The organism is Phormidesmis sp. 146-20 (assembly GCF_052939475.1).
In genome coordinates, this window is record NZ_JBJPHT010000022.1 from 43186 (window position 1) to 67296 (window position 24111).

The 24111-nt window shown below is 48.9% G+C and carries 28 protein-coding genes and 2 tRNA genes; 15 read left to right on the forward strand and 15 right to left on the reverse strand.

What is annotated here, in order from left to right; translation table 11 throughout:
• Window positions 1–8 precede the first annotated feature (8 nt).
• Window positions 9–809 (reverse strand): RNA polymerase sigma factor SigF, encoded by an 801-nt coding sequence (locus ACKFKH_RS18015; RefSeq protein WP_446859708.1) that lies wholly within the window; start codon window positions 807–809, stop codon window positions 9–11.
• Window positions 810–1227: 418 nt separating this feature from the next.
• Between ACKFKH_RS18015 and ACKFKH_RS18020 the strand changes: the two genes are divergently transcribed.
• The 5 genes from ACKFKH_RS18020 to ACKFKH_RS18040 all read left to right on the forward strand — a co-directional run bounded on the left by ACKFKH_RS18020 (window position 1228) and on the right by ACKFKH_RS18040 (window position 7591).
• Complete coding sequence (locus tag ACKFKH_RS18020; protein ID WP_446859709.1) at window positions 1228–1686, forward strand: hypothetical protein; 459 nt, start codon at window positions 1228–1230, stop codon at window positions 1684–1686.
• A gap of 209 nt (window positions 1687–1895) precedes the next feature.
• Window positions 1896–3009, forward strand: a protein-coding gene (gene prfB, locus ACKFKH_RS18025; protein ID WP_446859710.1) for a peptide chain release factor 2 whose coding sequence is annotated in 2 segments (ribosomal slippage) — window positions 1896–1967 and window positions 1969–3009 — 1113 coding nt in all. Because the reading frame shifts where the segments join, the coding sequence is not laid out codon by codon here.
• A 421-nt stretch (window positions 3010–3430) separates the two neighbouring features.
• Window positions 3431–5689 carry an ATP-binding protein gene (locus ACKFKH_RS18030; protein WP_446859711.1) on the forward strand — a complete coding sequence of 753 codons (2259 nt, stop codon included), beginning with the start codon at window positions 3431–3433 and terminating at the stop codon, window positions 5687–5689.
• A gap of 336 nt (window positions 5690–6025) precedes the next feature.
• Window positions 6026–6772, forward strand: coding sequence for a hypothetical protein (locus ACKFKH_RS18035; protein ID WP_446859712.1), 747 nt, complete (start codon window positions 6026–6028; stop codon window positions 6770–6772).
• A gap of 123 nt (window positions 6773–6895) precedes the next feature.
• Window positions 6896–7591, forward strand: coding sequence for a DUF4231 domain-containing protein (locus ACKFKH_RS18040; RefSeq protein ID WP_446859713.1), 696 nt, complete (start codon window positions 6896–6898; stop codon window positions 7589–7591).
• 113 nt (window positions 7592–7704) lie between these two features.
• On the opposite strand, the gene ACKFKH_RS18045 is transcribed toward ACKFKH_RS18040, so the two are convergent.
• Window positions 7705–7926, reverse strand: coding sequence for a hypothetical protein (locus tag ACKFKH_RS18045; RefSeq protein ID WP_446859714.1), 222 nt, complete (start codon window positions 7924–7926; stop codon window positions 7705–7707).
• A gap of 38 nt (window positions 7927–7964) precedes the next feature.
• Here ACKFKH_RS18045 and ACKFKH_RS18050 point away from each other — a divergent pair, with 38 nt between their 5' ends.
• The 3 genes from ACKFKH_RS18050 to ACKFKH_RS18060 all read left to right on the forward strand — a co-directional run bounded on the left by ACKFKH_RS18050 (window position 7965) and on the right by ACKFKH_RS18060 (window position 9812).
• Window positions 7965–9524, forward strand: a complete 1560-nt coding sequence (locus tag ACKFKH_RS18050; protein ID WP_446859715.1) for an NAD(P)H-hydrate dehydratase — start codon at window positions 7965–7967, stop codon at window positions 9522–9524.
• 65 nt (window positions 9525–9589) lie between these two features.
• Window positions 9590–9671, forward strand: a tRNA-Tyr gene (locus ACKFKH_RS18055).
• 69 nt (window positions 9672–9740) lie between these two features.
• Window positions 9741–9812: transfer RNA gene (locus ACKFKH_RS18060), tRNA-Thr, on the forward strand.
• A gap of 382 nt (window positions 9813–10194) precedes the next feature.
• Here the strand turns inward: ACKFKH_RS18060 and ACKFKH_RS18065 are convergent.
• A complete protein-coding gene (locus ACKFKH_RS18065; RefSeq protein ID WP_446859716.1) occupies window positions 10195–10956 on the reverse strand; it encodes a hypothetical protein in 762 nt (253 codons plus the stop codon).
• A gap of 359 nt (window positions 10957–11315) precedes the next feature.
• On the opposite strand from ACKFKH_RS18065, the gene ACKFKH_RS18070 reads away from it, so the two are divergent.
• The gene (locus ACKFKH_RS18070; RefSeq protein ID WP_446859717.1) at window positions 11316–11783 is read left to right on the forward strand and encodes a hypothetical protein; all 468 of its coding nucleotides are present in this window, start codon (window positions 11316–11318) and stop codon (window positions 11781–11783) included.
• Between the two features lie 37 nt (window positions 11784–11820).
• Here ACKFKH_RS18070 and ACKFKH_RS18075 read toward each other — a convergent pair whose 3' ends face one another.
• Complete coding sequence (locus tag ACKFKH_RS18075; RefSeq protein ID WP_446859718.1) at window positions 11821–12684, reverse strand: EamA family transporter; 864 nt, start codon at window positions 12682–12684, stop codon at window positions 11821–11823.
• Between ACKFKH_RS18075 and miaE the strand changes: the two genes are divergently transcribed.
• The 3 genes from miaE to ACKFKH_RS18090 are packed head-to-tail and all read left to right on the forward strand — an operon-like array spanning window position 12683 to window position 14407.
• On the forward strand, window positions 12683–13294 hold the full coding sequence (gene miaE / locus ACKFKH_RS18080) for a tRNA isopentenyl-2-thiomethyl-A-37 hydroxylase MiaE (protein WP_446859719.1): 612 nt from the start codon (window positions 12683–12685) through the stop codon (window positions 13292–13294). The two genes, ACKFKH_RS18075 and miaE, sit on opposite strands and share 2 nt — an antisense overlap.
• Window positions 13294–13908 (forward strand): hypothetical protein, encoded by a 615-nt coding sequence (locus ACKFKH_RS18085; protein ID WP_446859720.1) that lies wholly within the window; start codon window positions 13294–13296, stop codon window positions 13906–13908. The genes miaE and ACKFKH_RS18085 overlap by 1 nt, the downstream gene beginning before the upstream one ends.
• A 13-nt stretch (window positions 13909–13921) precedes the next feature.
• Complete coding sequence (locus ACKFKH_RS18090) at window positions 13922–14407, forward strand: GNAT family N-acetyltransferase (RefSeq protein WP_446859721.1); 486 nt, start codon at window positions 13922–13924, stop codon at window positions 14405–14407.
• Between the two features lie 231 nt (window positions 14408–14638).
• Here the strand turns inward: ACKFKH_RS18090 and ACKFKH_RS18095 are convergent, their stop codons facing one another.
• The 3 genes from ACKFKH_RS18095 to ACKFKH_RS18105 all read right to left on the reverse strand — a co-directional run bounded on the left by ACKFKH_RS18095 (window position 14639) and on the right by ACKFKH_RS18105 (window position 17377).
• Window positions 14639–15571 carry a DUF1822 family protein gene (locus tag ACKFKH_RS18095; protein WP_446859722.1) on the reverse strand — a complete coding sequence of 311 codons (933 nt, stop codon included), beginning with the start codon at window positions 15569–15571 and terminating at the stop codon, window positions 14639–14641.
• Between the two features lie 13 nt (window positions 15572–15584).
• Window positions 15585–16226: a sigma-70 family RNA polymerase sigma factor gene (locus ACKFKH_RS18100; protein ID WP_446859723.1), complete on the reverse strand. Its 642-nt coding sequence runs from the start codon at window positions 16224–16226 to the stop codon at window positions 15585–15587.
• A 140-nt stretch (window positions 16227–16366) separates the two neighbouring features.
• Window positions 16367–17377 carry a glycerophosphodiester phosphodiesterase family protein gene (locus ACKFKH_RS18105; RefSeq protein ID WP_446859724.1) on the reverse strand — a complete coding sequence of 337 codons (1011 nt, stop codon included), beginning with the start codon at window positions 17375–17377 and terminating at the stop codon, window positions 16367–16369.
• A gap of 191 nt (window positions 17378–17568) precedes the next feature.
• Between ACKFKH_RS18105 and ACKFKH_RS18110 the strand changes: the two genes are divergently transcribed.
• Window positions 17569–18741, forward strand: a complete 1173-nt coding sequence (locus tag ACKFKH_RS18110) for an HhoA/HhoB/HtrA family serine endopeptidase (RefSeq protein WP_446859725.1) — start codon at window positions 17569–17571, stop codon at window positions 18739–18741.
• A 332-nt stretch (window positions 18742–19073) separates the two neighbouring features.
• On the opposite strand, the gene ACKFKH_RS18115 is transcribed toward ACKFKH_RS18110, so the two are convergent.
• Window positions 19074–20393, reverse strand: coding sequence for a vanadium-dependent haloperoxidase (locus ACKFKH_RS18115; RefSeq protein ID WP_446859726.1), 1320 nt, complete (start codon window positions 20391–20393; stop codon window positions 19074–19076).
• Window positions 20394–20513: 120 nt separating this feature from the next.
• On the reverse strand, window positions 20514–20642 hold the full coding sequence (locus tag ACKFKH_RS18120; protein WP_446859727.1) for a hypothetical protein: 129 nt from the start codon (window positions 20640–20642) through the stop codon (window positions 20514–20516).
• Between the two features lie 115 nt (window positions 20643–20757).
• On the opposite strand from ACKFKH_RS18120, the gene ACKFKH_RS18125 reads away from it, so the two are divergent.
• Window positions 20758–20886 carry a hypothetical protein gene (locus tag ACKFKH_RS18125; RefSeq protein ID WP_446859728.1) on the forward strand — a complete coding sequence of 43 codons (129 nt, stop codon included), beginning with the start codon at window positions 20758–20760 and terminating at the stop codon, window positions 20884–20886.
• Between the two features lie 44 nt (window positions 20887–20930).
• A complete protein-coding gene (locus ACKFKH_RS18130; protein ID WP_446859729.1) occupies window positions 20931–21521 on the forward strand; it encodes a Uma2 family endonuclease in 591 nt (196 codons plus the stop codon).
• Here ACKFKH_RS18130 and ACKFKH_RS18135 read toward each other — a convergent pair.
• Genes ACKFKH_RS18135 through ACKFKH_RS18160 form a run of 6 tightly spaced genes read right to left on the reverse strand, consistent with a single transcriptional unit; the run spans window position 21518 to window position 24092 of the window.
• Window positions 21518–22168 (reverse strand): DUF2301 domain-containing membrane protein, encoded by a 651-nt coding sequence (locus ACKFKH_RS18135; RefSeq protein WP_446859730.1) that lies wholly within the window; start codon window positions 22166–22168, stop codon window positions 21518–21520. The two genes, ACKFKH_RS18130 and ACKFKH_RS18135, sit on opposite strands and share 4 nt — an antisense overlap.
• Before the next feature lie 31 nt (window positions 22169–22199).
• Window positions 22200–22442 carry a gas vesicle protein GvpG gene (locus tag ACKFKH_RS18140; protein ID WP_446859731.1) on the reverse strand — a complete coding sequence of 81 codons (243 nt, stop codon included), beginning with the start codon at window positions 22440–22442 and terminating at the stop codon, window positions 22200–22202.
• Window positions 22443–22447: 5 nt separating this feature from the next.
• On the reverse strand, window positions 22448–22675 hold the full coding sequence (locus tag ACKFKH_RS18145; protein ID WP_446859732.1) for a DUF6887 family protein: 228 nt from the start codon (window positions 22673–22675) through the stop codon (window positions 22448–22450).
• Entirely contained in the window at window positions 22672–22863 is a 192-nt protein-coding gene (locus tag ACKFKH_RS18150; RefSeq protein WP_446859733.1) for a DUF6888 family protein, read from the reverse strand. Before ACKFKH_RS18150 ends, ACKFKH_RS18145 begins: the two co-directional genes overlap by 4 nt.
• A gap of 14 nt (window positions 22864–22877) precedes the next feature.
• Window positions 22878–23615, reverse strand: coding sequence for a gas vesicle protein GvpF (gene gvpF, locus ACKFKH_RS18155; RefSeq protein WP_446859734.1), 738 nt, complete (start codon window positions 23613–23615; stop codon window positions 22878–22880).
• Between the two features lie 18 nt (window positions 23616–23633).
• Window positions 23634–24092, reverse strand: a complete 459-nt coding sequence (locus ACKFKH_RS18160; RefSeq protein WP_446859735.1) for a gas vesicle protein K — start codon at window positions 24090–24092, stop codon at window positions 23634–23636.
• Between the last annotated feature and the right edge of the window lie 19 nt (window positions 24093–24111).

Genomic DNA, 24111 nt, shown 5'->3' on the forward strand with positions numbered 1-24111 from the left:
GCAGCGAGTTAGGGGTCGGTTTGTAAGACTTGAGGTTGCAGCAGTCCAACCATCTGTTGAATGCCGCGATGAATGCGACGGGTCACTGTCATGGGGCTGACTCCAATTTGTTCGGCGACCTCCTTGCGAGAGAGGTCATGAAGAAAAACATATTCGATCGCTTGCCTCGTCTTATCTTCCAGTTGATTTAGGGCACGTTGCAATTGCTGGCGATCTTCTTCTAAGTGCTGAAGAGCTTGATAACGAGAGTCAGGCAGCGTGTCGCCCAAGGTCATTGGAGAGTCCAACTGTTGGCAGATCGTAGCGTCGAGACTCAGAGGCAGACGGTTTCTTGCAGCCAGTTTGCTCTCGCGCCATTCATTTACGCCGACGCCCAACTCTAGTGCGATTTCTTCATCCGTCGGTTGACGACCATACGCTTCCGTCAGACTTTCGCGAACTCGTTGGCCTTCCTTGTTGAGTTGTTGCCAACGCCGGGGAATCTTAACAGTACCTGCACGATCGCGCAGAAAATGCAGCATCTCACCACGAATGTAGGGCACCGCAAACGAACTAAACGCACATCCTTGGTGAGGGTTAAACCGCTCAATGGCGCGAATCAAACCGAGATAACCAATTTGCTCAAGGTCTTCGTAGGGTTCGGCACACTGGTGGCTGACTCGATGAGCGATTTTTCTAACCAGACCTGCGTTGAGTTGCACCAACTGGTTACGGACACGGACGGATGGTTTTTGGTGGTATGAAACAAGGAGTTCCATGCCGCGAGAACGAAGAGAAGATTGAGTAGCCATCATCTTTTGCAAGGTCATCTTTTCATATCAGCGTTGAGCCTATTTTCTATAGGTAGACCGATAGAAACCATCGTCGATCTACGGTAGTAATCAAAATTCTTCCTTAAGACAGTCGGCAAAAACACGTAAGGTTCTCTGCAACCGTGGGGGAGCATTCCTAACTTTTTCCGTCTGTGATTTGGATCATAGATTTTTCATATATTTGGCAAATTGAGTCCCGTAATTCTACGGTTTTAGTCAGTAGAAGAAAGTCTGAAAGCTTCTTCCTGAACGCCTTCTGCATTTTTGAGTTTGAGTCTTTACCTGCATTCTTTTTGAGGCGCGTCCTTCTCTTGAATGATTCCTGAAGTTGCTCTACGGACAGAGGGAAAACCGCGATCGTTTCCGTAATCTAGCAAGTGTGAACTTTTCAACATTTACGAAAAAGGAACGAGCAATGGCAACTCAAAATAAGAGCAAAGGTAACCACGACGATTCTCAAATGGAAGAAGAAATGGAGCCTAAAGCTGCTCAAAAAGAAGTTGACTCTGATGCAGGTGACGAAACTCCAGATCCGGATTCTCTCGTCGAAATTCTGCATGGTGACGTAACTGAAATTGAACCCAGCGACGCGATCGGTCAGATCGATCTGTGGGTTAATTTCCTCAAAGGTCACAAAGAAGAAAACATTAAAGAACTCTCCAGTAGCCTTAAGGAACTCAAAAAGCTCCTGAAGGGCAAAAAGTCTGAAGCGAGTGAAATTGCCGAAGTTCTCAGCCAACTGGGCGAGCAAACCAACGCGATCGGAGACGAAGCAGAACGCGGAGTCAAAGGCCCACTGCACAAAGTCGGCAAGGCATTGATTCAAGCGGCTGGCAAAATTGAGAAAATGGCCGAAAAAGCTGAATCGAAGTAAGAACTGACCTGATTTCTAAAATCTCAGGGTTAGACCTCTTGGGGGAGTCGAAGCGATCGATTTTCTTGAGGGGTCTAGTTTTATTTCCGTGAATTCACGAGCGGTGCAGGATTCGAGTGCGATCGTGGTGAATCAAATCCATCTGTCCGTAAGAGACGACCCATGACTCGCTACAATTGTGAAGGTTGTCTGAGGAAATTACGATCGCTATGGATACCGTAGAACTAAAGCGCAACGTCGAATTGCTCACTGATCGCCTGGGTAAAACTCAGGAGTATCTTTGACGTTCCTGCTTTGACCGCAAAAATTCAAGATCTAGAGCAAATCGCTTCTCAGCCCGAATTTTGGGACAATCAAGCGATCGCTCAAAAAACTCTGCAAGAACTTAACGATTACAAGTCTCATCTTCAGCAATTTGACCAGTGGAAGACGCTTTTAGATGATGCTGAGGCGATTTTAGAACTGCTGTCTCTGGAGATGGACGACTCGCTGCTAGAAGAAGGGGAGGCAAAAACGGCCCAACTGCATCGAGAGCTTGACCAGTGGGAGCTACAGCAAATGTTGTCGGGCACCTACGACGCAAAAGGCGCACTGCTAACCATTAACGCCGGAGCGGGTGGAACGGATGCTCAAGATTGGGCAGAAATGCTGCTGAGAATGTATACGCGCTGGGCAGAAGCTCACGGCTACAAAGTGCATCTAATCGAAAGCTCAGAAGGGGAAGAAGCAGGCATTAAGTCAGCGACTTTGGAAATTGATGGGCGCTACGCTTACGGCTATCTCAAGTCAGAGAAGGGCACTCATCGCCTAGTGCGGATCTCACCATTTAACGCTAACGACAAGCGGCAAACGAGCTTTGCTGGGGTGGAGGTGATGCCGATGATCGATACGTCCGTGCAGTTAGACATTCCCGATAAGGATCTGGAGATTACGACCTCTCGTGCCGGGGGTAAAGGCGGACAAAACGTCAACAAAGTCGAGACGGCTGTGCGAATTACTCACTTGCCCACAGGTCTGGCAGTGCGTTGTACTGAGGAGCGATCGCAGCTACAAAACAAAGAAAAAGCGCTAGCCATTCTCAAAGCCAAACTGCTGATTGTGGCTCAAGAACAACGCGCCAAAGAGATCGCCGACATTCGAGGTGACATCGTAGAAGCAGCCTGGGGCAACCAGATTCGTAACTATGTGTTTCATCCCTATCAGTTGGTCAAAGATCTGCGAACTTCGGTAGAAACAACCGCAATTCAGGACGTGATGAACGGGGAGTTAGACTTTTTGATTGAGGCTTATCTACGCCAAGAAAATCAACTAGTTGAGGCTTGATTATTCAATAAAACTGCGATTTACAGAAGGCAGGAGAGCGACCATTTGAACAGTCATAAAAACGGCAGTTTCTCTCCGCTTTACTAACTCACTAAACTCAGGAAAAAGAGGGTGTGGGTTAATATTATCAAGCAAATTTCATGACAGCTTCTTTGATTCAAGGCGATCGCAAATGCTCTAAAAATTAGTGCTGGCGAAATATTTCACCTTTTCTACAGACTTTAGATGGTTCTTTGCACATCAGTTTGTACATCAGAGAGATAGAGCGTCGTGTCATAGAATCTTCAGGGTTTAGAATTGAGCAAATTTAAGAAAAGCTTCAAAGTCATTGCTGTATGTCCCTTCTTAATTAAGGCATTGTGTAGATAGGGATAGCACCCCTTTTTTGTCATCACTATCGCAGACACTTCTTCCTGCCCAGATGCGGAATACACCAGGCACCGAAACCCAGAGTTTTTATCGAACTCTTCCGTGGAGTGTTTTTCACCAAATCGGGGGACTGCTAAAGCAAACCAATCACCCAGGGGCGATCGTACTCACTGAGTCCGTCTTGCCAGTTTTTAACCTGCGGGTAACTGAGCAGTTTGTTTTAGTGATTTCCCAGACTTTTTGTGCCCTGCTGCAAGGAGAAAGGATTGATTTAGAAGACGCTGCCGATCAAAAGTCTGGCAATGAGGTAGAAACGCTGTGTCAGATGGGCTTGACGTTTGAGCCAGACACGATCGCCGCCTTTTTGACCCGTCTGGAGACTTTGCTGCCTGCTCCAATTTTGCAGCGAGTGCGATCGACCCGATCTTCAATCCAGCCTAACGACCCCGCCGTTCAGAGTGCCTTTACCTTGCAGCTTATCGAACTTTTGGCACCCCCGGCGACTCACACATCTTCCGCAGAAGTTGCCCTCAGACAGCAGGTTGAGCGAGAAAAACTGATCAACAAGGTGACGGCGCTGATTCGGCAAAGTCTAGAATTGCCTGTGGTATTAGAGACTGCCGTTCAACAGGTGCGCCAATTTCTTAAGGCCGATCGCCTGATTATCTATCAGTTCAATATCCCTGCACCGTCCTGTCTATTGGAGTTTGAGTCAGATCAGCCCAGCCTTTGGGCAGAGGTTGCCAATCTGGATAGAATTACTTACGAAGCTAGAAAAAATGATTCCATTCCCTCGATTCTGCATCAGATGGAAGACTCGCACAGCGTTAGGCCGCGAGAAGTGGATGGAGAAATCACTTGGGCAGACGATCGTCCCCTGTCCTTCGCTCATCTAGAACAGGTGGAAGCAGAATTAGTCACGCCGATCGTGGTTCGAGATGAAGTATGGGGACTCTTGATCGCCCATCAGTGTGGTGCGCCGCGTCACTGGCAAGATAGCGAAAAGGCCTTTTTGCAACGAATTGCAGAACATCTAGCGATCGCCATCTACCAGGCAAAACTCTACACCCAAGTCACTCAGCAAAAAGCCACGCTAGAACAGCAAGTTGTCGATCGCACTCAAGAACTGCGGGATACTTTGGTCGCCGCCCAATCGGCCAGTCGAGCAAAAACAGAATTTTTGGCAACTATGAGCCATGAGCTACGCAGTCCCTTAACGACGATCATTGGCATGGCTTCAACGCTATTGCGCTATCAGTTGCACACTCACAAAAAAGGGGCACTCACCCTCCACAAGCAGCAAGAATATTTACAGACCATTCAGGGACGCGGAGAACACCTCCTGGCCTTAATTAACGACATTTTAGACCTCTCTCAAGTGGAGACAGGCAAAACGATTTTGAAGGTGAGCGAGTTTTCGCTGTTTGAGTTGGCGCAACAGACCCTCAATTTGCTGAAAGAAAAAGCCGATCGCAGCCACATTCAATTAACTCTGGATTGGCGAGTGGAGGCGATCGCCGAAACCGCCCTCTTTAAAGCAGACTGTCATCGCGTCAAGCAAATCTTGGTCAACCTGCTCAGTAATGCCATCAAGTTTACGCTAGCGGGCGGACTGGTGACACTGAGGATCTGGCTCAATGACGACACCGCAGTTTTGCAAGTCGAAGACACGGGAATTGGCATTCCTGACCACCAGGTTCCGCTGTTGTTTCAAAAATTTCAGCAGCTAGATGCTTCCTATCACCGCAAGTATGAAGGAACGGGATTAGGGTTAGCCTTGACCAAACAACTGGTCGAACTGCATGGGGGCAAAATTGAAGTTACTTCAGCCGTCGGCGTTGGGTCAAAATTTACGGTATATCTTCCCACTCAAAGCTTGTCTGCCCTCGATCGCGCCAAACAAAAACGTCTAGCGGCGGCTTTGCATCCTCGAATTCTCTTGATCGAAAGTCACGAAGAAACCGCTACCTTGATCTGTGACTTGCTGACCGCCGCAAATTATCAGGTCGTGTGGACGATCGAGGGCACCACGGCTCTGCGTCAGATCGAAATGCTGCAACCGATCGCCGTAATTGTCGATTCTCAGCTATTGGGAATGGATGGCTGTAAGGTGATCCGCCATCTGAGACAAGACCCAAACACTCACAACTTCAGAGTTTTGGCGCTGATCACAGAAGCCGATGCTCACGAGCCGATTCAATGTCTCGAAGCCGGAGCCAATGACTATCTGGTCAAACCGATTAGCCAACCGGAGCATTTGATTGATAAGGTGACAGCATTGGTGATGGAAAGGTCAGAAAGGGAACTCTGAGAAGGGGCGTTTTGGGGTTTAACTGTTTTGGGGTTTAACGATTGAGTGTGCAGTGGGTCTACCGTTTGCACTACGTGAGAAAGATCTTAAATTCAACCTGAACTCAAGAACAAAACAACGAAGCAAAAACCTCTCATCGAATTCACGTTTAGATCCAGGAAGATCCCCTACATTTGAGGGTTCTTGAACTGACCACCGTAAAATGTTTGCAGAAGATACTTGTAAACAACCCGGCTGACCCGTTCGATCTTTGAACGGAGGAACAGAAGCCTGGATCAGTCCTTCGCTTCCGCCTTCTCTACTCCATTTTTAACTTTTGGCGGTAACATTCTGTTCATGGAAAAACCTTTCACTGTTACGTTCTCCAACCAAGTCGCAGCCGTTATTCATGTCAATTTCTTTGGTCAGCTATCGGCATCTTTGCGATCGCTGGGGTTCGATCGTCGTTCTCGTCCTGTGTTGGTGGTGATTGGTGGAGCAAGTAAGCTGAGTCAAGCTGACTACTCTCAGGTGCAGCGCTTGTTTTGGGATGTACTGGCTCCGATCGCTCAAAAGTGGCAAGCCTGTGTGGTGGATGGGGGCACAGATGCTGGAGTGATGCGGCTGATGGGGGAAGCGAGAACGGCGATCGCGGGGTCTTTTCCGCTGATTGGGGTGGCCCCAGAAGAACTGGCCACTCTACCCAAACAGACTCCCACCTCTGAGGAAGCCACCCCTTTAGAGCCGTCTCATACTCACTTTCTGCTGGTGCCCGGTTCGCAGTGGGGCGACGAATCGTTGTGGATTGCAAAAGTTGCTAGTGAGTTAGCGGGCGGTGCGCCTTCGGTGACGGTTTTGATCAATGGGGGAGAAGTGACCTGGAAGGATGCGCTACAAAACGTAGAGGCGGGTCGGTTAGTAATCGTTGTCGCTGGGAGTGGACGCACCGCAGATCAGTTGGCAGCCGGACTGCGCGGAGAACCCACAGACGATCGGGCCCACGCTTTGATCGAGTCGGGTCTGGTACAAGCCGTCAATCTGAGCGAGGGGACAGACGCGCTAACCAGCATTTTAGATGAGATTTTTGCAGGGGAAGCGGGGTAGATCGAGAAATTTCTCTAACGCTCACCCTTGGATCAAATAGAAAATTAAAAGTGAAAAATTAAAAATGATCCGGTTTGTCCGGTTTAATGAAAAAAAGTCACCGTCATAGGGGCAGGAGTATCTATGTCTGAGGGCGATCGCGAAATTCCTCTTTCGGTAGGAGGCTCGACTTCTCCAGGAACCTCAAATCGGAAACAGAAGTTTAACTATAACGATCATCTAAAGCAGGAATTTGGCAAACTCATTGACCTGGTGGAGTTGCCCCCGTTGCAAAAAGAGTTTTTGCGATCGCGCTGGCTCGATCAGGTTCTCTGGATGGAAGGTCGGGCCGCAAGCGCACGCAATTGGCACCGTCGGCTACGGCTGATCACCATTATCGGCGGCGTGATTATTCCTGCGTTTGTCAGTTTGAGCAGTTTTAATCTGGATGCGCTGCAACAGGTGACGCAACCGACTCAAACGCCAGCCAACACCAATAATCATTACCGCGTCTTCTTTGGGGTGTCGGCGTTTGTCCTCAGTCAGGTGGTGGCGATCAGTGCGGCATCTGAGCAGTTTTTTAATAATGGCGATCGCTGGCGGCACTATCGGCGATCAGTAGAATCGCTTAAAACTCAAGGCTGGCAGTTTTTTCAGCTAACCGGCCCCTACGCGACTTACAGCAAAACGGGTTCCCATAAGGACGCATTTACTTTATTTGCGGGTCAGGTCGAAGAAATTTTGCAGCGCGATGTAGAAGTCTACTCGACTCAAGTGGTGCAAGAGAAAAAGAAGGATGATGACAAAGACCAATCAGAAAATAACGAGTCATCAGAATGAATCTACTCGACCAGATAACGAACGGTTATTAACCCCTTTGCATCAGTTGGAGCCATTGCAGCCAGACCCTCAAGACTCAAAGGGCAAGAAAACACTAACCATTAAGCGGGATTCTATTTCTTAACAAGCTCTGTACCTCGCGCCTCACACTCTAAAACTTGATAGCTTAAAACAACGTGAATTCGACAAAGGTTTTCCGCTTCGTTACTCAACGCTTCTGCCCCCCAACCCCCCAATTCTGGGGGACTTTCGGGCAAGATTTCTCGTTCAAAGTCCCCCAGAATTGGGGGATTTAGGGGGCTGCCTGGATCTATAACCGCAGCGAAAGATTCCATCGAATTCACGTTAAAAAAACCGCAGCAGGAGTTTTGTTGTGATTGACAGGCTAGAACACATTCAACGCATCGTAGTGACAGCGGATCAGATGCGATCGATCGAATCTCGACTCTTCGCCGCCGGAATGCCCGTCGCTGCCCTCATGGAAAAAGTTGCAGGGCGAATCACCGATCGCATTGTTATGCTCTACCCTCGATCGACTCATTCACGGGTGGGCGTTTTGGTTGGGCCGGGACACAATGGCGGAGATGCGCTGGTTGTCGCTCGCGAATTGCACTTTAGAGGCTACCAGGTCGCAATTTGTTCTCCGATTTCTCACCTCAAAGACCTGACCGCCCATCACTACACCTATGTCAAAAGCCTGGGTGTGTCCTGCCATTCTGAGATTGAGCCGCTGCAAACTTCAGATCTGCTGATTGACGGCTTGTTTGGCTTTGGGCTAGAACGCTGCCTCACTGATCCGATCGCGCCCCTGATTGAGCAAGTGAATCGTTGGAAGCTCCCGATCGTCAGCATCGACCTCCCTTCTGGACTGCACACCGACACCGGAAAAACTTTGGGAACCGCCATTCGAGCTACTCACACGCTTTGTCTGGGACTGTGGAAACAAGGTCTACTGCAAGATTGGAGCTTAGAGCAGGTCGGTCAAGCAGAATTAATCGATTTCGATCTGCCCCTGACAGATATTTTTGCTGTATTGGGCGATTCTCCTTCCATTCAACGTGGAACCGCTAACTGGGCACTCTCGATGTTGCCCCTCTCACGCCCCCCTTCTACCCACAAATACAAAATGGGGCATCTTCTGCTAATCTGTGGCTCTCAAAAATATGCAGGAGGTGCACTGCTGGCAGGATTGGGCGCACGATCGAGCGGTGTAGGAATGCTGACGATCGCCGTTCCTCAATCGCTCAAACCGATGCTCTCCTCCCACCTTCCTGACGCTCTAGTTGTGGGCTGTCCAGAAACGCCAGAAGGTGCGATCGCCACCCTTCCCTCATCCCTTCTTCCTTTCTCCTCCTTTCAAGCGATCGCCTGTGGCCCCGGTCTGACGCTAGAAGCCAGCGCGGTCGTTCAGCAAGTCCTCGAAAGTAACTGTCCTCTTGTTCTGGATGCCGACGGGCTAAATAGTTTGGCCGCTCAAGGCACCATTCCCACCCTTCAAAACCGTCAGGCTCCAACGATTCTCACGCCTCACTTGGGGGAATTTAAACGACTTTTTCCTGACCTGGACTCTACGACCTGTCGCGTGGCTGCCGTCCAATTAGCCGCAAAACAAACGGGCGCGATCGTGCTACTCAAGGGGGCAAGAGTGACGATCGCAGACGCTCAAGGGCAAACGAGAATTAATCCAAACAGTACGCCTGCCCTGGCGAGAGGAGGCAGTGGTGATGTGCTGACGGGACTTTTAGGCGGATTGCTGGCGCAGCAGATGTCTATCCTAAGAGAAACATCGATCGTCGATCTGGTTCAGACAGCGGCCTGGTGGCACGCTCAAGCTGGGATTTTGGCGGCTCAAACCCGCACCGAACTGGGTGTAGATGCCCACACGCTGACTCAGTTTTTGATCCCGGCATTGAGGGCAATTGTGAAGTCATAGAATTTTCGATTTCTGTTGCTGACTTTACACAGGGGTGTGCTACTATTTATATCCGTGGGATAAATGGGTCGATGCCCGAGTGGTTAATGGGGGCGGACTGTAAATCCGCTGGCTACGCCTACGCTGGTTCAAATCCAGCTCGGCCCATCTCACAGTAAACTTGATATAGTAAAGAGAAAAGTTAGAGTTTTTCCTCTACTATATTAATTGTTCATTGCCCGTGTGGCTCAGTGGTAGAGCACACCCTTGGTAAGGGTGAGGTCATGAGTTCAATCCTCATCACGGGCTTCAGTTTAGAAATCTCAGGTTCTGATCAATCTAAGAGATCGAGGTTCTCTAGTGTCGAACTCTCAGAACTGCTAAAGAGACTTGAGTTCGATAAGTTTTTGGCTTCGTTGCCTAGCGATTCTGTCCCCCAACACCCCAATTCTGGGTAAGGCTGATTCATAGTCGTGAGAGAAACCTTGTGACCTTCATCAGTTCGTTTGAGCCTGATCTGGGACAAAACGAAGGCCTAGAGCTTCTAGATTTTCTCTAGTTACAATGAATCGGCCCTACCAATTCTGAGGGACTTTAACACTAGATTTTTGGCTCAAAGTCCCTCACTCCTGAGAGATTTAGGGAACTGCTCGGAGTGACAACCGTAGCGAAAGATTTTATCGAATTCACGTCACTGACAGCGATCGGCAGTTGCTCTAACCACAGAACCCAGGTTTGAGGCAAATTCTGCTGTGTAGTTAAAGGGCGATGAGCCAGAACAAGTCATGCGAGAGCGATTGGCGCGACGAGGCGAGAAGAAAGAGTCTGCATTCACGACTAGATTGCTTCCCTTGAGGGATAACCCTTTGACGACAAGCGAGTTGCTCTTACCACTGGAGAGTAGCGCAGACAAAAAGGTGGCGTTAGAAATGGTTCCTGTCGCTGGATTGATGCGCGTTAGCACTGCGATTTTTGCACCGCCACCTGATCCATAGTTCGTTAGCCAACCGCTGCCTGCAAAGCGCCGAAAATCTTGGCTGGGAGTCCCTTGTGTTCCGGTAGAACTAAAGACCCCATATAAGACGCTTCCCCCATCCCAGATCAGCCCATAGCCTGTGCCATCATCGTTTGTCACTTCATAGTCAGATTTGCACCAGGTGCGTCTGCCGTTGTCAAATCGAATCATGCGCGGATCTTTGTTGACACTCGAAACTTGCTGATAGCCAATGTAAATACTGCTTGTCCCGATCGTCACCGAGGCTCCGCCTTTAGCTTTGATGGTGGCTTCAGTGTCGCTACAAGAAAAGGTGACGGCTCGTTTGACTGAGGCAACGGGTGCGGCTTGAGCGGGGGTAAGTAGACTTCCTCCTAATAAGCTTGTGAGCAGCAGGGTGGTGGTGAGCAATGTGGAATGAGATCGATTGCTCAACAAAGACAGAAATCTTTTCGTCATCTAGAGTATCTCCAACAAAATTGGTTTAATGTCTTGGGTGGCCGTTTCTGAGCGATCGTCAAAAACGAGGCAGACTACACCAATCTCTTCTAGATTTAAGCGATGAAACAGGTCGAATTAACCCGCTTTTTGCTTAAATGCACGCTATGAATGACCCCTGATAAGCAGTTCAGTTTGTTTGACAAACCGATTGCACTCTAACTCAGAAGCTTAATCGAACTGGTGCGAGTTTTTACTGAAGTTTCAAAATTTCCTTGAGAGTTTGGATCTTCTCAAGTGACTTTTCTGGCTTTGAGCAGAAGTTTCCGGTTTGTAGCTGAAAATTTTGAAGGACTAATGAAGATGACATTGAGAAGTTTATGCCAAACCTTATTTACGGGCTAATTGCAGGGGGAATTGCGCTCAGTCCGATCGCTGTCCAAAATTCTGTGTTGGCGAAAGCTTCAGGGCAACGGTTAGATGCCAATTTGCCGATTTGTTATCTGCGAACGGCGCGTCAAAAAGTAGTAAATCTGAGCCGTTTGTGTAATGTGCCTCAGATAAAATCTAAACCACAGATGACGGTATTAAACTTTGAGAAACAGGGCGATCGTCTAATTGGACAAGTCCGAAATGATACTGGAAAAACAGTGCGGTATGCGATCGTCAACTACACAATTACGCCAGAAGGTTCTCCATCTTCATCTGTTTCTCGCTTTGTATATGTCACACCAGAATCTCTAAAACCGGGACAGGTTGGCACATTTGAAGGAACGCTAAATGAGTCGGGTAACGTAGCAGTTGGAACGGTGGAATGGGAAGGTGAACAAAAGCAAGCAAGAAATTGATAAAGAACCTAGTTACTAACAATCTTGCTGAGAATCGCTACAGCAACGTCATGACGATTACGCCTGTGACCATGATAGCTGCACCCACTAATCGTTCTTGTAGTCCTGATTCTTTCAATAGAAAATGTCCAAATAAAACACTGATCAAGGCGCTCATTCGCTTGATGGCAATGACTTGAGTGACCAGCGTGTAAGTAACGGCAATCATTTGGAAGCTAATCGCCAAAGCGTGAAATAGCCCGATCGTCGCCAGCACTTTAACATTGGGAAGAATCTGATCAAAATGGCGGCGCGACTTGTAGAGCACGATCGGAAAGATGCCGATCGCTAAAAATAAATACAGGGCGGTTGACCAAAACAACGGAGAAGAATTCACTACGCCTACTTTGTCGAAATTGGAGGTGATACTCCAGATGAATGCGACCGTTAACATCAGACGACTACCTTTTTCTCGCAAAATGGCCCGCAACGGAGCAAAATATCCTCGACTGCGTTCTCTCAGATTTAATACATACGAGCCGACTACAATCATAAAAACGCCAATCCCGTCAGCAACGCTAGGCGACTCGTGAACAATCAGCGGCGATGTAACCAAAAGAAACAGCGGTGTCAACGTCACGATCGGAACCGTCAATGACAAATCTGATGCTTTAATCGCTTTAATATATAGCGTAAAAGAAATCACATTAAGACTGCCTCCGATCAGTAATGCAATCCAAAACTGAGCATTGAGTGTCGGAATTTTAGTCAACAATAATAATGGGATGAGGAACAGGGCTGAGAATACGATCGAGACCCAGGTCACAATATATTCGTCAATTTTTCTCAATCCGTATTTGCTAGAGACATCTTTCAAAGACTCAAAGAAAGCCGTTAAAATTGCAAATGCCAACCAAATCATGACGATTCCTGTGAGTTCCTCAACCCTGACTGCGATCAAATTTTTGCATCAGCCCACGTCTGCCGCATGGCTAGAACAGGCCTTGGGAAACCTTAACACCGTTTTGCTGGATCATTCTCACTGCGAACGAAAAGCAGCAGGCGTAGCGCTCAATCTGATGTTTCGCTATCCGTCGAGTGCAAAATTGGTTCGATCGTTGACGGCGATCGCTCAAGAAGAATTGCAGCACTTTGAGCAGGTCAATCAGATTTTAGAACGGCGTGGCATTCCGTTAGCGCCTCTGGCTCCTCCCCCTTATGGGGCTGGGTTAAATAAGCAAATTCGGCGGAATGAACCCGATCGCCTCCTCGATTCCCTGTTAGTGTCTGCGCTGATCGAGGCTCGTAGTCACGAACGGTTGGGTTTGTTGGGCGCACACTGTCCCGATGCTGAACTGGCTCGATTTTATCGGGGACTCATGGCTTCTGAGGCGCGTCACTATGGCATTTATTGGTCATTGGCAGATGAGTATTTTGAGCGATTGCTTCTCACCGATCGTCTCCAATCCCTTGCCCAGGTTGAAAGTGACTTATTATCTACGCTGCACCCAGAACCCCGAATTCATAGCTAATGAGTAAAATTCCGATTCTTCAGCCAGATCAGTCCTATACGTTTAGAAGCTATTTTGAGATGCCGTTTGAGCCGGACGACATTCTGGCAGAATTTGGTTTTTCATTAGTCAGAGCCTCTCTAATGCTTCCGCAGTTTGTGGCGGGACTCGATCGCTTACAAGATCTCAAACTCCGAATCGAAGAGAGCTTACCTTTAGTTAGGCTGACCAGCGAAGCTGCTCGTAGAGAATTGCTGATCGCACCGATTTTGATTGATGTAATTCACTACACACGCGCTCAACTGAGGATTGAGTATCCCTTAAACGTTACAGAACAACTCAAAGGAACCCTGGACTACTATTTGCAAGCTGCCCAAAAACTTTTAGTGATCGAGGCAAAAAATGCTGACTTGACCAGGGGGTTTACCCAATTAGCAGTCGAGTTAATCGCGCTTGATCGTTGGACTGATTCAGAACAATCAGTTTTTTATGGAGCCGTCTCCACGGGTGACATCTGGCAGTTTGGATCGCTCGATCGAGCCTCAAAACAAATCCATCAAGACTTAAATTTATATCGAGTGCCCGCAGATTTAGAAGCACTCCTCCGCATTCTGGTTGGAATTTTGAGCGCTTAACCTACAGAAACTTGTGAACATTCAATATCGTGATTTTCTGATTCGCTCTTGGCAAAGGGCCGATCGCTCCACCGCCGCTGAGATGATTGGTGCTGTGTTGGCTGACTATGGGTTGAGTTGGGAGCCGCTAGGAGCCGATCGCGATGTCTTAGAAGTTGAGCAATGTTATGAGGCGATCGGGGGCGAGTTTTGGGTGATTGAGCGCTCAGGAGAGCTAGTGGGAACGGCGGCTTACTATCCCATCTCGCGAGGCAAAAAAGCGGTCGAAATTCGCAAAATGTATTTGTTGCCAGAGGCGAGAGGGCAGGGATTGGGAAAGTTTTTGTTGCAGCAGTTAGAACAGGCGATCGCGCTTCGTCACTTTGAGCAAATCTGGATCGAAACTGCCAGCGTTTTGAAGGAGGCTGTCCAACTCTACGAAACCAGTGGCTACCAACCGACAACGGGTGTTGAAACTGCGCGGTGCGATCGCGTTTACGTCAAGTTTCTCAAGTCCTAATCTCAAGTCCTGATTTCAATGCCTAACAGTTGATTGGCTTGTTGAACTACGCGCTAAATCAACGTGAATTCGACAGAGTTTTTTCGCTTCGTGATTCAGCACTTTCGCCCCCCAACCCCCCAATCTGAGGGACTCCCAGATGGAATTTTTTGCTCAAAGTCCCCCAAACTTGGGGAATTTAGGGAGCTGCCTGGAGTGATCGCCACAGCGAAGGATTTCATCGAATTCACGTTAAATCACAAACTCCTCGATCGCACGGGCATTTTCTAACGCGATGCTGATTCTAAACTGTTCGCCAGCGTCACCGCTAAACTGCAACTGAATGTAGTTGTCTGCGTTTCTTGATTGCACTTCCAAAAAGATGTTGTTTGCATCGTCCAAAATAGATAAATGTAGCTGAGGGGGCAAAAAGGCTGCATTGGTCGGATGCACTTGTAGCAGAATTTCGGTTTGCTGATTTTCTTGAGGTCTGAGTTCGATGACCAGAGCAACAGAGTGGTGAGCGAGTTGAATGCCCAGATCAATTAATTTGGCGCGTCTGGGAAAGTCGATCGCGCCGTCTCTCCCTCGATAAGCAAATCTGACTTCTGAAGGATTGAGCAACGATTCGACGGTCTGCCAGCCGCTCTCAAAAACGCCTTGAAACCAGTGATTTAAGCTGACTAAGCTTCTAACGACTTCAGACTGTCTCAACTCGTGTAGATGATCAATTAAGTCTTCGGGCGATCGTAAGCTTCGCAAAGACAGGGTTTCTGAATTCACGGTTGGCGTAAATCCTAATACGATCGCTTCTTGCAATTCCTCATTGATCTGCACCACCACATAGCCAGCCCGATCGTCCCATACTTCGGGAGGCACATAGCAAGTCGAGTGATCGCGGCTCACAGGGCGACACTCCAAACGACCCACATTGGGCAACACCAAATCGGCTACGTCAGCACAAAGTCTCGTAACGGGATTCCAGCAATCGCTTGCGGTCAAGTCGGTCGAAATGCCCATCAGTTGTAGATAGTCGTTGATGACAGAAACGGCCAGCGTGTTGAGTTGAATCTGGGCCGCTTTTTGGGGAGTAGGCTGCTCATCGGCAAACTGTTGTGCGATCGCGATCGCCGATCGAGGAATGGGCAACGGCAAAGAAAATTCTGAGTATGTGCTAAAAGTCATGACAAGTCCTCCTTTACAAATATCCTTCTGACTCACCAAATTTACGCAAGCGACGCATACATTGGCGCTGATAAAAGCTGCTCAACGTTGGAATGGGTAGCCCAAACTCCTCAGAGAGTTCTTTCCAGCTATTTTCGGGAGGCAGTCGTCTCAAAATCAAAATCTGACAGGTGACAGCAGGCGATCCTTTGATATGACTCTGCAATTCTCCGTTTGGGTCAGATTCTGCCCAGGCTCTCACAGCTTCGAGGAGAGGAGGAATGTCTGGACTCGCGATCAGGTTGTCTACGGGATCAAATTCTGAATCTTCTGCCAGCCCCCCAAACCGCCGGGGAGAAGCCGTGATTTTAATATCTTGGCGCTCTTTGATAAAAAAGTCTTGTAGCCGTCGCCGCAGGTAAGCATTAAGCCAGGTTGCGACACCGGCCGCGTCGGGATCATAGGGATCAGCCGTATCTCCCTCACAGAGGTTGCGACAAAAATAGACCCAGGTTTGCTGCAACGCATCGGCGTAATAAGGCTTGTTTTCCTTCCAGAGTTTGGGAGCGACTAAACGAATGATCTTAGTTAAATTTCTCTGGCGTATGGGGCTGCCCCGATCGTGTCCACAGGCCTCCCTAACTAGCCGCCTCAGCGCTTCCTCCAGTTCACTCATGCAACAAACCTGATCAGTAAATTCCTTTCATTTTGTCGAGAAAATAGAAGGTTTGCATAAATTCCAGAATCTTTTTGGTGTTCATCCCTCCTCGCACAGCGGATTACCCCAAAGGGGGAACAGATCATCGAAGTTCTTCCTCATCCCTCATCCCTCATCCCTCGCTTCCGCAGAAGATTGATCAAAACATTGGGATAATCTGTAATCAATCCATCTACACCCAGATCGATCAAGCGCTGCATTTTGGTCGCATCATTCACCGTCCAGGGGATCACCGGAAAACCCGCCTTCTGAATTTCTTGTACCGACTGAATAAAATGGCGAGACTCTGGGATTAGCGTTTCAAAATTGGGGGAATAGCGATCGATAAACCCAGTTTCTTTAACCAGTGCTGCAATGTTGCCGTGATAGCGCTTAAAGTCAAAGCCAGCGAGAAACGGGGAAGCAATTCTAGCTTGAGACAGCAGCGTTCCGGGCTTATTGCGATACTGACGAATCAGAGCCGCCGTCTGAATCTGAGGCTCCAAATTTTTGACAGCCCGCAGCACCCGCCACTCAAATGATTGAATCGTAACGCGATCGCTCAACCCATACTCTCGCACCAGATTCACCAACTTTTTGGCAAACAAACTGGCCCCAAAGGTATCGCGCGATCGCAACGGATTGATTCTTAAGGGATTAACTTTGCATTCGATCGTGTATTTCACCTGCGAATCGGGAAAGTGCTGCATCTGATGTTCAAACACTTGAGCAAGCGTGGGAATTCGTTCACCAGGCACTAATTGCTGCTCAGGAAAGCGCATCGGATTAGGATTGAGCGATCCACAATCAAACTGTTGCACCTCTGCTAAAGTCAGCTTGCGAATCAGCCGTCGAGGATAGCGTTTGAGATGGCTGCCATCGGGATTGAGACAGAGCGTGTGAGAAATTTCGGGATCGTGAGCGACGACTAACACGCCATCGGCCGTCAATCCCACGTCTAACTCCAGCGCATCCACTCCTAGACGGGTAGCCAGAGCGAAGGCGGCGATCGTATTTTCGGGCATCAATCCTCGTGCGCCTCGGTGTCCAATGACTTGAAAAGGGCGCACTTCAGCAGACTTGAGAAGCTCAAAACAATCCGTCAGCATCGGTTCTGTCTGAATTGCCATGTCACTACTGAGAATGAAATGTAAACTGGATCACATCTAACATGCCTATAATCCACTCTTCATCATCGCTTGGTTTGGCCAGGTCGCACCGAAAAAAGCAAAACCGACCATTGCAATCGATCGCTACAGTGAGAGATGTTCTAAGTCGCTGCCTCTGGTAAAGTTCAGAAATAAACTGGATGACAAGCACTATGATCAAACGACTGCTCAAACAACCTGTTTTCTGTCTGGCGCTGTGGATTGCGGGCTGTAGTGGGGCGCTTTCTAATCGAGATGTGACGGTTACGCCAGAAGCGATCGCGCCTACCCAGTCGGCTCCAACCCAATCAGCGACCCCTGCCGCTCAACCCGCCGTGAGAACGGACAACCCAGACTATGTGGCGCAAGTGGTGCAGCAGGTGGGAGATGCGGTCGTGAGAATTAATGCGAGTCGGACGGTACAGCAGCAATCTCAAAATCCCATCGATCGCTTTTTTGGCGGAGACAATCAGCCTCAAGAGCGGGTACAGCGAGGCACGGGATCGGGCTTTATCATCAGTCAAGATGGCCAGATTGTAACGAATGCTCATGTGATCGCGGGTGCCGATCGGGTGACGGTGATTCTCAAAGATGGGCGGCGGTTTGAAGGAGACGTGGTGGGAGTCGATCGCGTCACGGATACGGCTGTCGTCAAAATCAAAGCGACAAATCTACCGACGGTGAAGTTGGGCGACTCGGATAATTTGCAGCCCGGACAGGCGGCGATCGCCATTGGGAATCCGTTGGGATTGGATAATACAGTGACGCAGGGAATTGTCAGCGCAACGGGGCGATCGAGTGCGGATGTGGGCGTTCCGGCGGAGCGGGTGGAGTTTATTCAAACGGATGCAGCGATTAATCCTGGCAATTCTGGCGGGCCGTTGTTGAATGCGGCGGGGGAGGTCATTGGCATGAATACGGCGATCATTCAAGGCGCACAGGGGTTGGGGTTTGCGATTCCGGTGAATACGTTTCGGCGCATTGTAGACCAACTGATCACCAAAGGTCGAGCCGATCATCCCTATCTAGGTGTGCAGATGGTGGAGTTGACTCCGGAGTTGCGATCGCAGATTAATCAGAGTGATGCTGGCTTTAAAGTTGACAGAGATACGGGGGTGGTCGTGGTGGCGATCGCGCAAAATTCGCCTGCGGCTCGTGGGGGGATTCGTCCGGGTGATGTGATTGAGTCTGTGAATGGGGTCGCGATTCAGAATTCTCGACAGGTGCAGCAGCAAGTCGAAAAAACGAATGTGGGCAATCCGCTACAGGTCACGATCAATCGCAGTGGTAAGTCACAAACGATCGCCATCAAACCCGCACAACTCCCCGAACGTGAACCGTCTTAAGTAGAACTCCCTGACCATCTGAAGGGTTAATCACCATCAACTAGCCACTTCGTATTGTGAATTGTCCGAGTTAAAAGCATCAGTCGATCGCAGATGAACATATTTAGTCGGTGATCAGCTATGAAATCCCTCTAGTGCCCCTTAAACGAGGAGCCGATTCAAAGTCAGCCTTTTGAAAGGGAGTCAGGGGATCGAAAGTCGGTAATCAAAGAAACACTGTCGATCCGCAATCTACTGAATCTATCAGATAATTTTTTCAAACAGAAAAGTAGGGGTGCTATGAGTGTACAACGTCCCTACTGATACAGGGTTTTTTGAATGGATTGAATCGACTACACCTGAACACAGATAGGCAGAGGCTTCAAGAAATTGGCGGATACATAATCAGCCAGACGAGTCCCCGAAATATAGCCATTGTCTGCATCCCATTGAAAATGCACGCCCAGATAAACCCGGCTTCTCCCGTTCTCTAAAGCGGCAGATGAGAAACTGTCAAACGTCCGCGTGATCGATTGACCTTCCAAAGACGGATCTTCTGTATCAAGCTCAAACGTGATGTCGTCAGTCCCAAAAAAGTTTCTTAGAATGCCTGCATGAGTTGCGCCAAAGGTGGCATGTCCTGAAACATAAGCTGGGAAGGCCGGCGAAAAGCGGCTGCCGTCTCGATTCACAGATAGAGGGGCCCAGGATTCATCGCGATCGGTCGCAGGATTATTGTCTTTCTCCGCCATCTGAATGGCTGTCTCGGGCCGCCATAGGTCAATTTCTGTAGAATATTTAGCGTCCCAGGCAACAATTCCAGCATCTGCAAGGGCGAGGGCAACCAGCGCAAACAGTCGCGCATTCTCCGCTAGAGACAGTAACTGTTGTTCGGCAACAAGCTGCGTCATGCGAAAAAGATGTCCCGGTGGCTTGTAGGTGCCGTCAAGGTCATTGGCCCAAAAGAACGCGATCTCGGTTTGTTGGGGAGTGCGATCGCTGGATGTAGCTGATCCCAGCCGTTTGACCTCATTGAACTGCACAGCATATTCTGCACTCCGCAGCATTTCATTTTTAGTCGCAAACCCGCCCGGTCGAATCGGTCGAAACTGAGAACCACTGGTCATTGTAAAAGGACGCACCTTTCCCCAATTCGGTGTAACTGCCATCGTGCCTGGGCTTGTCGGTCGCCAATCTCCCGGATTTTTGCCGCACACATAAGGAGCCATATTTTCAGACCCATCTTTGCTGCGTTTGGCGATGACGACATTGGCGATCGCCTGTCCCAAAATGCGTCCATTCTCAATCTCTAGTTCCGTTGCGCCAGCTTTGATTTGCTCCAAAGACTCCGCCAAACCCTCTTTAAAGAGAATTTTTAGATCGTTCAACACAGGCTGCATCGTGGAATGAGTGGTCATCAATTCCAGGTTAATTGCACTCAAAACTTGATGAGCCGCATAGGCCGCCGCAGCTTCGGGAGAAGTGTCGATCGGAGTCGGCAAACTAATCAGATAAGGCTGATGAGTTTTAGCGATCGAGTTAATCGCGTCATACATCGCCGCGTGCATCATTGCCCCAATCCGAGTGATCCGAGTCGGACTGGCCAACTCGTTCTTAGATCGACGAATCGCTTCCAAATAAACGTTGTTCCAACGAATGACAATATCAGACATAGTGAAATTTCCGATGGGTTGAGTGGAATGATGTTGCTCAGAATTGGTAGAGCGCCCAAACAGCCTGCTCCATAGCGCCCGAAAGCAGATTTTGTAATAAACCATGAGCCAACCGCAGGATCAAAAGGTCATATCAACGCCTGAGAGAGAACGGATTGTTTGTGTCCCTGCGCTGACTTCTCTCAACTGTATGAACTGCGATCGCCCGTCGTCAGTAACCGATCGGGTAATATTCTCCAGCTCTGCCATTTTCCAAGATCATAGAATCAGTTAATCGCAAATCAACAGCTTCTTTGATCAATCAAAAGCAATGACCTCGCGGAACTAACTTTCGCCAGGATGTCTGATTTTGCTGTTGCCAAAAATGCAGAGAATTGTCGTCGATCGCTTTCGTCGTCGCGGAGATGCCGAAGGATGCCTGCAAGTTTTGCAACAAGAACATCCCACCCGCACCTATGTGATCATCTTTGACCCAGCCGATCCAACCCTCTAAAATGAATGTGTTTATTGATGAATGTGTTTATTGGAGGACGATCGATGACTTCTCCCCTTCTCGAAAAGCCAAGCCGACAAAACTCCGTCCTTCTGCATAACGTCACCTGGGATGCGCTCGAACGGCTAGACGCAGAGCTACAAGAAACAGGTGCACGGTTGATCTATCTGGACGGATTTCTAGAAATTATGGCTCCCCTTTCCGAAGAACACGAAGAACCCAAAAGCACCGTCAGCTTGTTGATAGAGGCTTTTATGCGAGAGAGGGGCATTCGATTCTATGTTCGAGGAAGTGCGACCCTGGGCAAGCGAGAAGACGGCGCAAGACGAGAACCCGATGAGTCTTACAATTTGGGCACCAAAAAGCCAATGCCAGATTTGGTTTTAGACATCACAGCGACCAGTGGCGGCATCAACCAACTAGAAATCTACAAGCGGCTAAAAGTCCCCGAAGTGTGGTTTTGGGAAGATGGTACGATTTCGGTCTATCACCTTCAAGAACAGGGTTATGAAAGGGTTGTCCAGAGCGCTTTGCTGCCTGATTTAGACCTGACACTGTTAGCGCAGTATTCGCGAATGGTCGATCAGTATGATGCGGTGAGTGAGTTCGTGCAGACGGTTTCAAACATTCTCTAGGCGAGCGATGAATTGCGTCTTCCGAGATATTCAAACACGCTCTTGTCTCCAATGTCGGGAGGAATCGGCTGGATCACTTTGCGAATTGCAAACACAACTAACAACAGTGCCCAAGTAGCCAGTAAAACCTGCTCCCATTGCAGCGGGAGTAACCCCAACAAATGACCCAACAGTAAAGCCGGAACGATCGGCACCAGCAGTTTAGTCTCCGATCGGTTAAAGCAAAACGCTTCTTTAAAAAAGATTCCAGTCAGCGCAGCAAAGGTGAATCCAACGCCCAAAATCGTGATTGGATGCTGATAAACCTGCAAAGCCAGCGGTTCACTCTTGCCAAAAGTCAGAATCAGCGAAGCAACGCCCCCGATCGCCCAAAATGCCTGAAGCGCCAAATGCAGTGGCTTTAAGTAAATGTGAATCATCCACAAACTAACGCCCAACGCCGCCCAAAAGCAAAAATAAAGCGGAGTCAGTAACCCGATCGCTTGACTGCCTTGCGAAAGAACGAGTCCAGTCCCGATCGCAAAACTCAGCGCTGCCACCATCAGACCGCCTCGATAGATCACAACTCCCTGGCGATCGCGCTCCGTAATCGTAAAATCTCCAAACTGTCCTTGATAAACTTCGGGCTGTGTCGCTTGCTCAATCATAGGTCAGGCATGAATCACATCTGCCCCTATCCTACTGCTCTAGGGCGGCAAGTCGTTCTTCATCTGCGATCGCCTGAATCGCCAGCAACAATTCTTCTTCTTGCGCCTCAAACTCTTCTTCTGGAATCTCGCCCATATCAAACGCAAGTTGCAGCGTCAGCAGTCGTTTGCTCAAGTTTTCTGTGTCGTCAAGTTCTGTATCGGCACGTTCTTGAATTTGTTCAGCAATCCAGCTAAGTCCGGTGATGGGGGCAAACAGTAAGCGAAGAACCATGATTTTTATTGCTCAGAAATGTTGTTTGGGTGGTCTGGATTGAGTTCTGATTGACGCAGCCGATCGTCGAGTTTTTCTTCCCAATTTGGGTCACTGACATCGATCGTGATCATGCGTCCTGCTGCTTTGGAGCGATCGACATAAGCATGAAACGCTGGAATGTCTTCTCGATGCTCCAACATGTATCGGCGCAGTTCATCTAAGTCCATTGCGTCATAGTTGACTGATGTCATGGCTCATACCCTCCGCTCGGTTTAACTTCGTAATCCAAACCTTCGCCAGCAAGAACACAGATGTTTCCGGTTCTTTCATCAATACGAACGAGGTCGATTGTTTTGAATTGCCATCCTGGATAAATCTGGTTGGTTAAACGATAGCATAATCGATAGAGTCCTTGTGCCTGGGCAATTGTGGGTTCCATGAAGTATTAATTCTCTATCGATCGAGTTGAGCAAAATTGTAAGGTGCTGTGAAATCGTTGTAGCGGATTTTTAAGCGTTGATCAAACTGTTGATCCAAAGCTTCGACCTGAGCGCTAAAGGTTGCCTCGTCGTCCCAACAAATCAGGTAAGCCGTGTTGTAAATCATGGCCTCAGTGAGTGAATCGTTTTCGACCACCGCTTCTGCCAGCGGATTGAGCGCATCCTGAAAGGCTTGAATCACAGTACGTTTGCGATCGCTCATTGCCTTCTCAATTAACTGTCCGATCGAGACAATTTCTTCCATACCGAGAGACCTGCCCTCTAGGCGATCGCGCTGACTGCAAAGAGTTTCATCCTCGTCCATTAAGGTTCGCAGTTCAGCAGCGGCATCCCAAAACAGCTTGACGCTTACTTCTCGTCTTCCAGCCAGCTTGTCAAACAAATGCTCCAAACTTTTGCTGTGGGGAGCCGTTAGCTGCTCAGTCACCGCTTCCCAATCTTCGATAATCAATCCAAACTGTAGCGGTAGTAGGGTGCGATGTCCCGCGTGCATGGCTTGTTCAAGAACTTTTTCATGCCCCAACAGATTGCGACGACTGGCTAAATACCGTTCTTGCTGCGCTTCTGAGTAGAGAAAGGCAAATCCATCAACGGTATGACTGTGAACAGGCTGTTTGTCTAAGCCTTCTAGCTCCAAACTTTGCGGCCCAGGGGTAGGAAAAATCCCGTACAGGTAGAGTCCGTAACTCATAAGAAAAATGGGGGGCGATTAGATAGGTTTCGCCGTCAGAACCAACTGAAGTTTTGCGTGAATCAAATCTAGTTGGGCCACTCCGATGTCAACGCTGCCCTCGACAACTACGCCTGTATTAAGCAGACGATCGAGCAATTCTAAAATAGAAGGACTGGCAGAGGTTTGACCGGGATAGTATCCTCCGGCTTTCGGTAATAGCGTGCCCATTTCGCCCAGGTCAATGTTCAAATCAGCAGGATCAATCTCAAAAATGTTGCAGATTTCAACCACCTGTTCCGCCAACTTTTGCAAACTTTCTGCCGCTCGCTCTAATTCTTCGTCGCTGAGTTTTCCTTCTTCCATTCGACGAATCACTTGAGCCTCCATCAGTTGTTTGACTAGCTCGACAATGGTCAACAACAACGGAGCAAGCCCCCTGTCCTTGGTGGATTTGGGAGCATTGATAATGGCGAGATCAGGCGGTTCAGAAAACACTGGGTCACTCGGCTGAAGG

Coding starts and splice junctions, on each gene's coding strand:
- ACKFKH_RS18015 (WP_446859708.1), bottom strand. CDS start 809: ATGACCTTGCAAAAGATGATGGCTACTCAATCTTCTCTTCGTTCTCGC.
- ACKFKH_RS18070 (WP_446859717.1), top strand. CDS start 11,316: ATGCCAAACCTTATTTACGGGCTAATTGCAGGGGGAATTGCGCTCAGT.
- ACKFKH_RS18065 (WP_446859716.1), bottom strand. CDS start 10,956: ATGACGAAAAGATTTCTGTCTTTGTTGAGCAATCGATCTCATTCCACA.
- ACKFKH_RS18135 (WP_446859730.1), bottom strand. CDS start 22,168: ATGATTGAGCAAGCGACACAGCCCGAAGTTTATCAAGGACAGTTTGGA.
- miaE (WP_446859719.1), top strand. CDS start 12,683: ATGACGATTCCTGTGAGTTCCTCAACCCTGACTGCGATCAAATTTTTG.
- ACKFKH_RS18085 (WP_446859720.1), top strand. CDS start 13,294: ATGAGTAAAATTCCGATTCTTCAGCCAGATCAGTCCTATACGTTTAGA.
- gvpF (WP_446859734.1), bottom strand. CDS start 23,615: ATGAGTTACGGACTCTACCTGTACGGGATTTTTCCTACCCCTGGGCCG.
- ACKFKH_RS18110 (WP_446859725.1), top strand. CDS start 17,569: ATGATCAAACGACTGCTCAAACAACCTGTTTTCTGTCTGGCGCTGTGG.
- ACKFKH_RS18150 (WP_446859733.1), bottom strand. CDS start 22,863: ATGGAACCCACAATTGCCCAGGCACAAGGACTCTATCGATTATGCTAT.
- ACKFKH_RS18030 (WP_446859711.1), top strand. CDS start 3,431: ATGCGGAATACACCAGGCACCGAAACCCAGAGTTTTTATCGAACTCTT.
- ACKFKH_RS18020 (WP_446859709.1), top strand. CDS start 1,228: ATGGCAACTCAAAATAAGAGCAAAGGTAACCACGACGATTCTCAAATG.
- ACKFKH_RS18075 (WP_446859718.1), bottom strand. CDS start 12,684: ATGATTTGGTTGGCATTTGCAATTTTAACGGCTTTCTTTGAGTCTTTG.
- ACKFKH_RS18040 (WP_446859713.1), top strand. CDS start 6,896: ATGTCTGAGGGCGATCGCGAAATTCCTCTTTCGGTAGGAGGCTCGACT.
- ACKFKH_RS18035 (WP_446859712.1), top strand. CDS start 6,026: ATGGAAAAACCTTTCACTGTTACGTTCTCCAACCAAGTCGCAGCCGTT.
- ACKFKH_RS18095 (WP_446859722.1), bottom strand. CDS start 15,571: ATGACTTTTAGCACATACTCAGAATTTTCTTTGCCGTTGCCCATTCCT.
- ACKFKH_RS18100 (WP_446859723.1), bottom strand. CDS start 16,226: ATGAGTGAACTGGAGGAAGCGCTGAGGCGGCTAGTTAGGGAGGCCTGT.
- ACKFKH_RS18115 (WP_446859726.1), bottom strand. CDS start 20,393: ATGTCTGATATTGTCATTCGTTGGAACAACGTTTATTTGGAAGCGATT.
- ACKFKH_RS18140 (WP_446859731.1), bottom strand. CDS start 22,442: ATGGTTCTTCGCTTACTGTTTGCCCCCATCACCGGACTTAGCTGGATT.
- ACKFKH_RS18120 (WP_446859727.1), bottom strand. CDS start 20,642: ATGGCAGAGCTGGAGAATATTACCCGATCGGTTACTGACGACGGGCGA.
- ACKFKH_RS18130 (WP_446859729.1), top strand. CDS start 20,931: ATGACTTCTCCCCTTCTCGAAAAGCCAAGCCGACAAAACTCCGTCCTT.
- ACKFKH_RS18045 (WP_446859714.1), bottom strand. CDS start 7,926: ATGGAATCTTTCGCTGCGGTTATAGATCCAGGCAGCCCCCTAAATCCC.
- ACKFKH_RS18105 (WP_446859724.1), bottom strand. CDS start 17,377: ATGGCAATTCAGACAGAACCGATGCTGACGGATTGTTTTGAGCTTCTC.
- ACKFKH_RS18125 (WP_446859728.1), top strand. CDS start 20,758: ATGCAGAGAATTGTCGTCGATCGCTTTCGTCGTCGCGGAGATGCCGAA.
- ACKFKH_RS18145 (WP_446859732.1), bottom strand. CDS start 22,675: ATGACATCAGTCAACTATGACGCAATGGACTTAGATGAACTGCGCCGA.